Annotated in this window: 12 protein-coding genes; 7 read left to right on the forward strand and 5 right to left on the reverse strand. The window is 34.8% G+C overall.

The genetic code is table 11. The features are described 5' to 3' along the window. Window positions 1-53 precede the first annotated feature (53 nt). Genes QZ136_RS09140 through QZ136_RS09155 form a run of 4 tightly spaced genes read left to right on the forward strand, consistent with a single transcriptional unit; the run spans window position 54 to window position 5,438 of the window. A complete protein-coding gene (locus tag QZ136_RS09140; protein ID WP_291402659.1) occupies window positions 54-2,285 on the forward strand; it encodes a bifunctional (p)ppGpp synthetase/guanosine-3',5'-bis(diphosphate) 3'-pyrophosphohydrolase in 2,232 nt (743 codons plus the stop codon). A gap of 57 nt (window positions 2,286-2,342) precedes the next feature. Beyond that, window positions 2,343-2,819: a transcriptional repressor gene (locus QZ136_RS09145; RefSeq protein ID WP_291402661.1), complete on the forward strand. Its 477-nt coding sequence runs from the start codon at window positions 2,343-2,345 to the stop codon at window positions 2,817-2,819. 33 nt (window positions 2,820-2,852) lie between these two features. Next, on the forward strand, window positions 2,853-4,127 hold the full coding sequence (locus QZ136_RS09150; RefSeq protein ID WP_291402662.1) for an adenylosuccinate synthase: 1,275 nt from the start codon (window positions 2,853-2,855) through the stop codon (window positions 4,125-4,127). Between the two features lie 42 nt (window positions 4,128-4,169). Then, window positions 4,170-5,438 carry an anthranilate synthase component I family protein gene (locus tag QZ136_RS09155; RefSeq protein ID WP_291402664.1) on the forward strand — a complete coding sequence of 423 codons (1,269 nt, stop codon included), beginning with the start codon at window positions 4,170-4,172 and terminating at the stop codon, window positions 5,436-5,438. A 57-nt stretch (window positions 5,439-5,495) separates the two neighbouring features. Here QZ136_RS09155 and plsY read toward each other — a convergent pair whose 3' ends face one another. From plsY to QZ136_RS09170, 3 genes are read right to left on the reverse strand one after another with little or no spacing between them, the layout of a single operon-like run. Continuing rightward, window positions 5,496-6,140 carry a glycerol-3-phosphate 1-O-acyltransferase PlsY gene (gene plsY / locus QZ136_RS09160; RefSeq protein ID WP_291402666.1) on the reverse strand — a complete coding sequence of 215 codons (645 nt, stop codon included), beginning with the start codon at window positions 6,138-6,140 and terminating at the stop codon, window positions 5,496-5,498. Window positions 6,141-6,195: 55 nt separating this feature from the next. Continuing rightward, a complete protein-coding gene (nadC, locus tag QZ136_RS09165) occupies window positions 6,196-7,050 on the reverse strand; it encodes a carboxylating nicotinate-nucleotide diphosphorylase (RefSeq protein WP_291402667.1) in 855 nt (284 codons plus the stop codon). Window positions 7,051-7,092: 42 nt separating this feature from the next. Further along, a complete protein-coding gene (locus tag QZ136_RS09170) occupies window positions 7,093-7,494 on the reverse strand; it encodes a DUF4783 domain-containing protein (RefSeq protein ID WP_291402669.1) in 402 nt (133 codons plus the stop codon). Between the two features lie 82 nt (window positions 7,495-7,576). On the opposite strand from QZ136_RS09170, the gene gpmI reads away from it, so the two are divergent. Then, a complete protein-coding gene (gpmI, locus tag QZ136_RS09175) occupies window positions 7,577-9,100 on the forward strand; it encodes a 2,3-bisphosphoglycerate-independent phosphoglycerate mutase (protein WP_291402671.1) in 1,524 nt (507 codons plus the stop codon). A gap of 39 nt (window positions 9,101-9,139) precedes the next feature. Continuing rightward, window positions 9,140-9,628 carry a hypothetical protein gene (locus QZ136_RS09180; RefSeq protein WP_291402673.1) on the forward strand — a complete coding sequence of 163 codons (489 nt, stop codon included), beginning with the start codon at window positions 9,140-9,142 and terminating at the stop codon, window positions 9,626-9,628. 16 nt (window positions 9,629-9,644) lie between these two features. On the opposite strand, the gene QZ136_RS09185 is transcribed toward QZ136_RS09180, so the two are convergent. Further along, complete coding sequence (locus tag QZ136_RS09185) at window positions 9,645-9,995, reverse strand: hypothetical protein (RefSeq protein WP_291402675.1); 351 nt, start codon at window positions 9,993-9,995, stop codon at window positions 9,645-9,647. 88 nt (window positions 9,996-10,083) lie between these two features. Further along, window positions 10,084-10,698, reverse strand: a complete 615-nt coding sequence (locus tag QZ136_RS09190) for a tetratricopeptide repeat protein (RefSeq protein ID WP_291402677.1) — start codon at window positions 10,696-10,698, stop codon at window positions 10,084-10,086. Window positions 10,699-11,032: 334 nt separating this feature from the next. On the opposite strand from QZ136_RS09190, the gene lon reads away from it, so the two are divergent. After that, a complete protein-coding gene (gene lon, locus QZ136_RS09195) occupies window positions 11,033-13,510 on the forward strand; it encodes an endopeptidase La (RefSeq protein WP_291402680.1) in 2,478 nt (825 codons plus the stop codon). The last annotated feature ends 12 nt before the right edge of the window (window positions 13,511-13,522 follow it).

The raw sequence follows: 13,522 nt of genomic DNA on the forward strand, positions 1-13,522 counted from the left end.
ATAGTTGGAATAAATTATTCAACGTTTTTTGGAAACAGCTATTGTGTATAAGGATGAAAGAACTTGTGATTGATCTTGAGGCGGAAAAGAAAGAAATTCTAAAAAGATACCGTGCATTACTGAGAGCATGTAAGTCGACCATGCAAAAAGGTGATAAGCGAATGATTCGCATTGCCTTTGACATGGCCTTAGAAAGCCATCAGAACATGCGTCGCAAATCTGGCGAACCTTATATTTACCATCCTATTGCTGTAGCACAAATTGCTGCAGAAGAAATTGGCTTGGGTACTACTTCAATAGTTTGTGCTTTATTACATGATGTGGTTGAAGATACCGACATCACCTTGGAAGATATTGAGCGTGAGTTTGGCAAAAAAGTAGCTAAAATCATTGATGGACTAACCAAGATATCGGGTGTTTTCGACTATAATAGTTCGTTGCAGGCTGAAAATTTCAGAAAAATGCTACTTACCCTTGCGGATGATGTTCGGGTAATCTTAATTAAACTAGCAGATCGATTGCACAATATGCGTACAATGGATTTCATGCCTAGGGATAAACAGCTAAAAATTTCTTCTGAGACTGTTTATTTGTATGCACCATTAGCTCATCGTCTTGGACTATATACCTTAAAATCAGAACTTGAGGATTTGGCCATGAAATACATGGAGCCTGCAACTTATAAATTTATTGCACAACAACTCAATGAGAAAAAAGCAGAGCGAGAGAATTTCATCAAAGATTTTATTAGTCCGATAAAAGAAATATTAAATGAACAGGGTCTTGAGGCAGACTTGTATGGACGGCCAAAATCCATTCATTCTATCTGGACCAAGATGAGAAAGAAAAACATACCATTTGATGAGGTTTATGATCTATTTGCGGTTCGGGTTATCTTAAATAGCAAACCAGAAAATGAAAAATCAGATTGTTGGAAGGCTTATTCAATCGTAACTGACCTTTACAGACCAAATCCCGATCGTTTGCGCGACTGGATTTCTTCGCCACGTGCCAATGGCTACGAATCGCTACACACCACAGTAATGGGTCCGAGAGGCCAATGGGTGGAAGTGCAAATCCGCACCAACAGAATGAACGAGATTGCCGAAAAAGGCTTTGCTGCTCATTGGAAATATAAGGAAGAACCCAATACAGACAGTGGACTTGATCAATGGATACAGAAAGTACGAGAGTTATTGAGTAATCCTGAAGCTAATGCTTTAGATTTTCTTGACGATTTCAAGATGAACCTTTTTTCGGATGAGATTTTTATTTTCACTCCGAAAGGATCATTAATCCAGTTACCTATTGAAGCAACCGCTCTTGATTTTGCATTCGAGATTCATACTGATATCGGGGCAAGTTGTATTGGAGCTAAAGTAAATCATAAACTTGTTCCACTTTCTCATAAACTCCAAAATGGTGACCAAGTAGAAATTATCACCTCAAGTAAGCAGAGTCCGAAAGAAGACTGGTTAAATTTTGTGGTCACTGCCAAGGCAAAATCTAAAATTAAATCTTCTTTGAAAGAAGAAAAAAGGAAAATTGCCGAGCAGGGAAAAGAAATATTGGAACGAAAGTTAAAATCACTAAAAGTAACTTACAATACCGATAACCTTTATAAACTTTCCTACTATTTCAAATTACCAACAACACTGGATCTATTTTTTAATGTTGCACAGGGCAAAATTGATGTAAAACAGCTCAAAGAATTTGTAGCATCTGAAAAGGTCATTGAAAATAAACCTGAAAAAATTGATCCAAGTGTAAATGAGCAATTTATAAAAAAGGTCAAGATTGATGTAAATGACACTCTATTAATTGGAGAAGATCTTCAAAAACTTGATTATAAGCTCTCTAGCTGTTGTAATCCTATTCCTGGAGATGATGTTTTTGGTTTCGTAACAGTGGGTGAAGGAATTAAAATCCATCGCACAAACTGCCCCAATGCCACTAAGCTCATGTCCAATTATGGATATAGAATTGTTAAAGCAAGGTGGAATTCACAGAAAGAACTTGCATTTTTAACAGGACTACAAATTACAGGCATTGATGATGTTGGATTAATTAATAAGATTACAACTGTAATTTCTGGCGACTTCAAAGTAAACATGCGATCGATAACAGTTGATACAGAAGATGGCATTTTTGAGGGCTCTATCATGGTTTATGTGAACAATACAATCCATCTAGATAATCTAATTAATAAGCTTAAGGAAGTCGCGGGAGTAACATCAGTAACACGTTTTGATTCAAATAAAGAAGATTTGACAAAAGCTTCCTGAATTAAATACTGAATATTCTTATTTTTTGGATAAATTTGGAGGTCATTAATACATATTATGTCCGCAAAAGACACTATTGCACTAGTAATTAAAATTTTTGAGGCTTACCTTGAAAATAAAAGTTTACGAAAAACTCCAGAACGGTATGCTATTCTGGAAGAAATCTATTCGCGAAATGATCATTTTGATGTGGAATCATTGTATATCCACATGAAAAATAAGAAATATCGAGTTAGTCGCGCCACGGTTTACAACACCCTTGAGCTTCTAGTGTCATGCGATTTAGTAACCAAGCATCAGTTTGGTAAAAACATGGCACAGTTTGAAAAATCTTATGGTTACAAGCAGCATGATCACATTATCTGTATTGATTGTGGCAAAGTGGTTGAGTTTTGCGATCCTAGAATTCAACAAATACAAAGTATGATGGGCGATATTTTGAAATTTGATATCAAGCATCATTCACTAAACTTATACGGAAATTGCACACGTCTAAAAGAAGGACATTGCGATTCGTTTGTAAATAAAAATTAATTTAAATATACCTATACCCCCGCATTTTAAATCATGACTGTTGACGTATTGTTAGGCCTCCAATGGGGCGATGAAGGAAAAGGAAAAATTGTTGATGTATTGAGTCCCGAATACGACTTAATTGCTCGTTTTCAGGGAGGACCCAATGCTGGCCACACCCTAGAGTTTGACAATCAAAAATATGTTTTGAATACAATTCCCTCAGGAATATTCAACGATAAGGCGATGAACTTGATTGGGAATGGTGTAGTTATTGATCCAATCATTTTAAAAAGGGAGCTTGATAACCTTAAAAAAAATGGCTTTGATCCAGTAGCAAGAAAAAAGATGGTTATTGCTAGAAAGGCACATCTTATTCTGCCAACACATCAACTACTTGATGCAGCATCAGAAAGCAATATGGGAACTTCCAAAATTGGCTCTACATTGAAGGGTATCGGTCCGACTTACATGGACAAAACCGGAAGAAATGGTTTGCGTGTAGGTGATTCAATGCTTCCCGATTTTCGTGAAAGATATAATCGTTTAGTGAATAAGCATCGTTCTATCCTTTCTCATTATGGAGAAATACCTGATTATTCTGAGAAAGAAGCTGCTTTTTTTGAAGCCATAGAATTATTGAAATCTATACCACAGGTTGATAGTGAACATTTTGTGAACCAATATTTAAGAGAAGGAAAGAAAGTCTTAGCTGAAGGAGCACAAGGTACTATGCTTGATATCGACTTTGGATCTTACCCTTTTGTAACTTCATCAAATACAACTACTGCTGGTGCTTGTACCGGACTAGGAGTTGCTCCCAAAAACATTGGTAGTGTAATCGGAATATTTAAAGCCTATTGTACTAGAGTAGGTAGCGGTCCTTTTCCTACCGAATTAGAAAATGAAACTGGTGAAGAATTAAGAAGAATTGGGCATGAGTTTGGTGCAACAACTGGAAGACCTCGTCGTTGTGGATGGATAGATTTACCTGCATTAAAATATGCAATCATGTTAAATGGTGTTACTGAAATGGTAATGACCAAGGCCGATGTACTTAGTGGTTTTGAGACGATTTATGCTTGCACTCATTATAAATATAATGGTGAAGTTATTGATTATATGCCCTATGACATCAATGCACTGAAGGCAGAGCCAATTTTCGAAGCCATTCCTGGATGGGCTGAAGATATTACCGGCATTCGTGAGATTGATGCTATTCCACAGAAATTAAAAAATTATATCGATTACCTTGGAAAACATTTAGGTGTACCGGTAAAATACCTTTCTGTAGGCCCCGATCGCGTACAAACATTAACCCTTTGTTAAATAAAAGCTCCATTTTTGTAGCAATTATGAACTAATGCATCTATGTTAAAGGTTTTTTACTCTGAAAATATAGATGCATTAAAACAAAAAGGCTTACACTGGGCAGACTCGTTTAGCACAGCTTGCTTTTTCGATTCAAATCAATATGCTGATCCCTATTCGGCATTTGATTTATTTATCGCTGCAGGAATCAAAAAAGAGCTTATTCATTCGGTAAATGATTCTATTAAAGAATTAGAGGCTTTTTTATCAGAAAACAGGTCTTATGTATTAGGTTATTTTGCTTATGACCTTAAAAATGAAGCTGAAAATTTAAGTTCTAATAATCCCGACCATCTAAAATTTCCAGATTTTCATTTTTTTCTACCAGAGCATAGCATTTTAATCAAAGGCAATGAAGTTCAGATTGAAAGTGATCAGGCAGATGAGATTTGGAGGCTTATTAATGAGTTTGAAGTATCCAACATAAAATCATCAGCACAGAAAAATCAAATTCAAAGTAGATTTAGCCGAGAAGAATACCTTGAAACCGTTATAGAAATACAAAAGCATATTCAACGAGGCGATATTTACGAAATAAACTTCTGTCAAGAGTTTTATGCTGAAAATACGAGCATAAATCCTATAGAAATCTTTTCTAAGCTCAATAAGCTCTCCCCTACGCCATTTGCGAGTTATTATAAGTCAGACGGAAGATACATACTTTCGGCAAGCCCTGAGCGCTTCCTGAGCCGTAGAGGAAGCAAAATAATTAGTCAGCCAATAAAAGGGACTAGCTCTCGAAAATCAGACCTCATTCAAGACGAAAAACAAAAAAAATCGCTTCTTGAAAACGAAAAAGAGCGCTCAGAAAATGTCATGATTGTAGATTTGGTAAGAAATGATTTGACAAAAAGTGCGAAAGAAGGAACAGTAAAAGTTGAAGAGCTATTCGGATTATATAGCTTTAAGCAAGTACATCAAATGATATCTACTGTAGTCTGCGAGGCAAAAAAAGATCTTTCAAACGCTCAAATAATTTCAAATACATTCCCCATGGGCTCGATGACAGGGGCTCCCAAAATAAGTGCAATGCAGATCGCTGAAAAGTATGAACGTAGTAAACGTGGTGTTTACTCAGGTGCACTTGGATATTTCGCACCCAATGGCGATTTCGACTTTAATGTGGTTATTCGTACTATTCTTTATAATGAGAATTCGAAATATTTATCTTTTCAAGTGGGCAGTGCAATAACGCTCGACTCAAATCCAGAAATGGAATATGAAGAATGTATTTTAAAAGGTAAAGCAATTACTGAAGTTTTATCCTGAAATCTATAAGGATTGGGCAATAACATTGATTAATGTTATCATTGATTATAAAAAAAACTATTCTTTTCGTTTAAAAAGATTAACTTTTGATTCCTTTCCTTTCAAAAGACGTTCAATGTTTTTTTGATGTGTAACTAGTATTAAAATACAGATGCACATGCCATAAAGCACTACCGAGCGAATTGGAGATTGAAAAATAAAAATTATACTCAGTGGGAAGGAAAATCCGGAAAGAATTGAGCTTAATGAAACATATTTAGATATCAATAAGACAATTACAAAGGTAAGCACACATACAAGAGCAGAGCCTGGATGTACAGCTACAATCATACCGAACAAGGTTGCAATTCCTTTACCACCTCTAAATCCGGCGAAAACAGGAAATAAATGCCCCATTACGGCTGTAATACCTAATGCTAGTTGATAGTTAACAAATTGAACAGAATCTTGCGGACCAGTAACAGATAGGCCGATAAGATAAGCTAAATTAGTTGCGGTATATCCTTTGAGGATATCAAGAATCATCACTGCAATTCCCGCTTTTTTACCTAAAACTCTAAAAGTATTGGTTGCACCGGCATTTCCACTACCATATTCTCTAACATCAATACCATAAAAAGCCTGACCTATCCATACGGCGGTAGGGATTGACCCAAAAAGGTAGGCAAAGATTAAGGCAGAAATTGAGTAAATTGAAATCATTAGGTTACAATTATACTAATTCAATTAGGTGTTAAGATTAAATTTTTGTTTTTATTTATGGATTCACTGCTTTTAAGCTCATATCTAGACTCTTAACTGAATGGGTTAAAGCCCCCATAGAAACATAATCAACTCCACATTTCGCATATTCCAATACATTATTTTCAGTAATTCCTCCAGAAGCTTCAGTTATGAATGCTCCATTTATAAGTTGAACTGCCTTTATAAGCGTTGAAAAGTCGAAATTGTCTAATAAAATCCTATCAACAGAACCTATTTCGATTACTTGCATTAATTCTTGAAGATTTCTGACTTCTATTTCAATAGGAATTTGAATTTTATTGACTTTTAGATAATTGTGAGCAGAATGGATTGCATTTGTGATTCCACCAGCATAATCTACGTGATTATCTTTGATTAGAATCATATCATAGAGTCCGAAACGGTGGTTAACCCCTCCCCCAATTTTCACAGATAATTTCTCCAAATAACGTAATCCTGGTGTAGTTTTCCGTGTATCAAGAACCTGGGTATTAGTTCCTTCCAATACCTTAACAATAGAATTAGTTTTGGTGGCAATACCACTCATTCTTTGCATAGTATTTAAAACTAAACGCTCGGCTTTTAAGATAGAATGGACGCTCCCTGACACAAAAAAGGCGATGTCGCCATGTTTTACTGGCTCACCATCATTAATAATTACTTCAAGCTTAAGATTAGGATCAATTGCTTTAAATATCTCTAAAGCAACATCAACACCTGCAATAATACCAGAGTCTTTAATTAATAATTTAGCTTTCCCTTGTTGCCCTTGCGGAATTGTTGAAAGTGAAGTGTGATCACCATCGCCCACATCTTCTGCTAATGCATTTTGAATAAACGGCCCTAAAAAATCTTTATCTAAGTTCATGTAAGTTTCTAGGCCACAAAAATAGAAATTATCTTAATAAATTCATTCTTTGTCGTATTCTATCCTGATTACCTTAATAGTAAAGGAATCGCCTTCTTTGGCCATGGATATTGAAATCCTGAATTTTTTATCAATCCCCTGAAACGAAAACACTGCAAATCGATAATTAGAATTTGAATTTAATTGGTGTAAAATTTTAACAGTGCTAGGTTTATTTTTCAGCAAGAAGTCGCGTAGAATAAGTTCAGCCTGTGCTTTTGAATATTCATTCTCTTCATTTAGAATATTCATTTCAATTAATGGCGCAAAGTATGCAGCAATATTGCGACTATCAGATTCTTTCAAATAAGAGGCAATATCCTCAAAAGAATCAAAATTTTGTACTTGAAAAGGCACAAATAGAACTATGAATGAAAAAATAGTTTGAAATAATGAAGTTCCCATATTATAATCAATAACAAATCAATAACTAAGCCATTCTTTAAATTATATGGATTATTTTAATAGGTACGCGTATATTTGTAATGTGGAAAATAAAAAAGCAATTCTTTTGATCCTCGATGGATGGGGCTATGGGAAACATGATAAGACTGATGCTGTAAGTGTAGCAAATACACCATTTTTTGATAAACTTATTCAGGAATATCCAAATTCTAAACTGGAAGCCTCTGGAGAAGCTGTTGGCCTACCAGCTGGGCAAATGGGAAATTCTGAGGTAGGTCATATGAATTTAGGAGCCGGAAGAGTAGTTTATCAAGAACTTGGCAGAATTAATAAAGCTGTAAAGGATAATGAATTAGTAAGTAATCCTGTTTTAAAATCTGCCTTCGAATATGCAAAGAAGGAAAATAAAAATGTCCACTTTATAGGTCTATTATCCAATGGAGGTGTACATTCACATATCGACCATTTAAAGGGTTTATGTGATGCTGCGAAAGACAATCACATAAAAAATGTATACATACATGCCTTTATGGATGGCCGTGACACTGACCCTAATTCTGGATTAAAATTCATTCTAGATCTTGAAAATCATCTACAGAACTCATCAGGCACTATCGCTTCTGCTATAGGGCGTTATTATGCTATGGATAGAGATAATCGTTGGGAGCGAGTTAAACTGGCCTACGACCTCATGGTGAATGGTACAGGGAAGGCTAGCAATGACATTTCAGAAAGTATCCAAAATTCATATGATGAGGGTGTAAGTGATGAATTTATTCAACCAATTGTTAAAATAGACAATGACGGACTCCCAGTAGGAAAGATTGAAGAGGGCGATGTGGTAATTTGCTTTAATTTCAGAACAGATAGAGGAAGAGAAATCACCACCGTTTTAACTCAGCAGGCATTTCCTGAATATGACATGAAGCCGCTTATTCTGCATTATGTAACACTAACAAGCTACGATGACACCTTCAAAAACGTACGTGTTGTATTTACTAAAGATGATCTGAATGATACACTAGGGGCTATTCTGGAGAAAAATAATAAAAAACAAATTAGAATTGCCGAGACTGAAAAATATCCACATGTTACCTTTTTCTTCTCAGGAGGTAGAGAAAAAGAGTTTGAAAATGAAAAAAGACTTTTAATTCCCTCTCCCAAAGTTGCTACTTACGACCTGCAGCCTGAAATGAGCGCTATACAAATTGCAGATTCTATTTGTACTGAACTTGAAAATAAATGGCCAGACTTTGTTTGTTTAAATTTTGCAAATCCAGATATGGTTGGGCATACGGGAGTATTTAGTGCGGTAGTAAAAGCAGTAGAAACTGTAGATCATTGCCTACAAAAAGTTGTTGAATGTGGAATCAAAAACGGCTATTCATTTATAATTTTAGCTGATCATGGCAATGCTGATTTTATGGTAAATCCGGATGGATCACCAAATACCGCCCATACTACCAATCTTGTTCCTTGCATACTTATTGATAAAGATTTTAAACTTATTAAGGACGGTAAACTAGGAGATATCGCACCAAGTATCTTAAAAATAATGGGTATAAATCCGCCAGAAATTATGACTGGCGAAATCCTTGTTTCTTAAATGCGACATATCGGCTTTTATCTGTTTTTATTCTTTTTAATGTCATGTAAACAGGCTGAGGACAAAGCTCAGAAACCTGTTTACATAGATTTAGAAACTTATTTCAAATCTGAAGCTGAGCGTTTAAACAAGAAAAAAAGCCTTGTAAATAAAACCATTCGACAGAATGGCACAACTGAAAGCAAGAATAAAATCGAAATCGACTGGCTGAATGAATTAAGCCTTTTTATTAGTTCAGATATCAATAAACCAGCTTGGAAAGATAGCTATAAAATTACTCAAAATACTGTTCAGTCATCTTATTATGCCAAAGATCCTAACCTACGCACAAGAGAAATTCAAGTAAATAAAGACCAAAAAGGCAATTTTAAACGAATATTTATTAAAAATATCAACAAAAACTACCTCTATGAATCAACAGAGGTGTTAGTTTATATTCCTGATTCTATTTATAGCATAGAAAAAAAACAAAACGTAATACTATTAGGTAAAAACAGCTTGTTTATTGAAGCTGAAATAATCAAATAATATTTTTAAGAGAGTTTTATTGATCAGGAGTATCGATCTTTAAATTTCTAAAAACAAAAAGATAATAATATCCAATAATTAAGAGCCCTCCAATAAAAAACACCGTTGAATAGGGCCTAAAAGTATCATCAAAGAAAAATTCTCCCAACATCCATGTGGTATTGGCTATAATCCATAGGCAGACTGCCATATTATGGAATAATTCAGAAACATGTTTTCTAAACTTATAGGTAATATAAAAAGCTAGAAAAAGCGTTGGAATAATCATTATAACACCTAAAATCCTAAAATCTAGAACCCAACAAGTGTCTTTAACTAACCAAAATGCGATATGTAAATTTTCAAATTTTCGGATGGAGCTATTCATGAAATTATTTAAGAGCACTAATATCTTAAATTATTATAAAAAAGAAAACCCGAATGAGATCGGGTTTTAACAAATAGATTTTATTGATTTATTTGAAGTTTAGCAAATATGCTTTGGCATCAGCTAACTGACTGATAATATCTCGTCGGTCTGGTGTAATAGATAAAACCTTTTCAAAATCAGAAATACATGATTTCAATGAGCTTGCTGCTTTATTCTTATCGTAGAAATTTGGAATTTTCTGGCCTTTAAGAACACCATAATCTCTGTAAGCTACGGCTCTGTTTTGATAAAGTTTTACATCCTCAGGATTTAAATCAATGGCTTTGGTAAAATCCTTAATAGCTAAAAGAAGTAACTTTTCTCGATCAGCGTTTGAAATACCTTTAGTTTCATTAGCCAAGTTATTACTTGCTTTCCCTCGATAATAAAAGGCACTGTTATCGCTTGGCTTTAATGAAATAACTTTATTAAATGTATTTACAGCGGCTTTGTAGCTTGCAGCATGATAATAGGAATAACCGAGCATATAAAGCGTATTCACATCTGATGAGTCTGTAGCGAGTGCTTTTTCAAGATTACTTACAGCTGATTTAAAATCACCATCAATTAGAGCCTTCTGCCCCATTTTATGATAAGATGTTTGAGCGAAAGTGATATTCGCAGAAAAAATGATTAATAATAAACTTAAGAATAACTTCATTTTAATAGTAGAAAGATTACAAGGATTAAACGACAAAAAGCCATTATTATTTTAAAAGTACAAATTTATAAAACACAAGAAAAAAGAATTTGTTATTTGATAAATTCATCAAAATTGATAATTCAAATATACTCTTCAATAAATTGAAAATAACAAACAAAAGAGATTAAATATTTAAACAAAACAATCGTCAGTAGAAATGTCGTAATTTTTCCTAATCCTGCCTTTTTTAACCATATTTGAAATTGGCACATAGCTTGTACAGTTATAGGGAAGGCTATTTTATTGCCCTTAAATAAATTTAACTGTCATTATGACGTTATAAAATATATAGATGAGTAACTACGACAACTTTGATTTTAACCGTACTTTGCCCTTAATTAATGAAGATACTGAGTTCTTTCCACTTATGTCTCAAGAAGACGAAGAGGAAATGAACAATGAAGAAACACCCGACATTTTGTCGATTTTACCTTTAAGGAATACAGTTTTATTTCCTGGTGTTGTTATTCCTATCACAGTTGGTAGAGATAAATCAATCAAATTAATTAAAGATGCTTATCGAGGCGACCGAATCATTGGCGTGGTTTCGCAAAGAGATGTAGGTATTGAAGACCCTAGTTTTGAAGAATTAAACCAGGTTGGTACTGTAGCATTAATCATTAAAATGCTGCAAATGCCTGACGGAAATACAACCGTAATCATTCAAGGTAAACAACGTTTTCGTTTAAATGAGGAAGTTCAAAGCGAGCCTTATATAAAGGCTACTATTCAAAAGTTTGAGGAAGTTCGACCGAAAACTGATAAAGAATTCAAGGCACTTATGGCATCCATTAAGGAAATGGCCATGCAAATCATTGATCTTTCACCAAATATCCCTAGCGAAGCTGGAATTGCTATTAAAAATATAGAAAGTTCCTCTTTCTTAATAAACTTTATATCTTCTAACATGAATGCCGACGTGGCCGCAAAGCAACAAATGCTTGAGGTTGTGAACCTTCATGAACGTGCAAAAATGGTTTTGGGTCATTTAACCCAAGAGCTACAAATGCAAGAGCTTAAAAATCAAATCCAATCAAAAGTTAGGGTTGATTTAGATAAACAGCAGCGAGATTATTTCCTGAACCAACAGTTAAAAACTATTCAGGAAGAGCTAGGCGGCAATTCTCCAGATTTAGAAATTGAAAATTTACGTCTTAGAGCAACACGTAAAAAATGGACCAAAGATGCGGCCAATCACTTTAATAAAGAAATTGAAAAGCTAGCTAGGATGAATCCTGCTGCAGCCGATTATTCTATCCAGATCAATTACCTCGAATTATTACTCGATCTACCTTGGAATGATTTCACGAAAGATAATTTCGACTTAAAAAGAGCAGAAAAGGTTTTAGAAAAGGAGCATTACGGACTAGAGAAAGTAAAACAGCGAATCATAGAATATTTAGCTGTATTAAAGCTAAAACATAACATGAAGGCTCCTATCCTATGTTTGGTAGGCCCTCCAGGAGTTGGAAAAACTTCCCTTGGTAAATCTATTGCCAAAGCTTTAGGTAGAAAATATGTCAGAATGGCTTTAGGTGGAATTAGAGATGAAGCTGAAATTAGAGGTCATCGCAAGACTTACATCGGCGCAATGCCAGGAAGAATTATCCAATCTATTAAGAAAGCTGGATCTTCAAATCCTGTTTTTGTATTAGATGAGATTGATAAGGTGGGAAATGACTTCCGTGGTGATCCTTCATCTGCCTTGCTTGAAGTACTTGATCCTGAGCAAAATAATGCATTTTATGATCATTATGTAGAAGTGGATTATGACCTATCGAGCGTCATGTTCATCGCCACAGCTAATTCCTTAAGCTCCATCCAACCTGCCCTACTAGATAGAATGGAAATTATTGAGGTGAATGGATATACTATTGAGGAAAAAATAGAAATAGCAAAACAACATTTACTGCCAAAACAACGTGATCAACACGGTATTAAATCGAAAGATATTTCTTTAAAAAGCGCAGTAATTGAAAAGGTTATTGAAGATTATACGAGAGAATCTGGAGTCCGCGGACTAGAGAAAAAAATAGGTTCATTAGTACGTGGAGTAGCTACAAAAGTGGCAATGGATGTAGAATATAATCCCATTATTAGCAAAACTGATGTAGAAACAATTCTTGGTCCGCCAATTTATGACAAGGATCTTTACGAAGGTAATGAAGTCGCTGGAGTTGTTACGGGACTAGCTTGGACCCAGGTAGGTGGTGATATTTTATTTATCGAAGCCAGTTTAAGCCCAGGTAAAGGTAAATTATCCTTAACTGGTAACCTAGGTGATGTCATGAAGGAATCGGCAACAATTGCAATGGCCTATTTACGTGCTAATGCGTCGAAATTCAATATTGATTTCCGTTTATTTGACCAATGGGATGTGCATGTTCACGTGCCTGCTGGCGCTACACCAAAGGATGGCCCATCAGCTGGTATTACCATGCTAACGGCGCTTACTTCAGTATTTACTCAACGTAAAGTGAGACCTCACTTGGCTATGACTGGTGAAATCACCCTCCGTGGCAAAGTACTGCCTGTAGGTGGAATTAAAGAGAAAATTTTAGCTGCAAAGAGAGCAAATATTAAAGAGATTATACTTTCTAAATCAAATAGAAAAGATATTCTTGAAATTAAAGAAGATTATATCAAGGATCTTAAATTTCACTATGTAAGTGAGATGAAAGAAGTAATCGAACTTGCACTAAGTAAGGATAAGGTGAAAGATGCGATAGAATTAACAGTTAAGAATTTAGCTGGAACCAGCATCAATTAATAGTTGGATTTA

Origin of the sequence: Daejeonella sp. (assembly GCF_017495225.1) — a bacterium.
GTDB lineage: Bacteria > Bacteroidota > Bacteroidia > Sphingobacteriales > Sphingobacteriaceae > Daejeonella.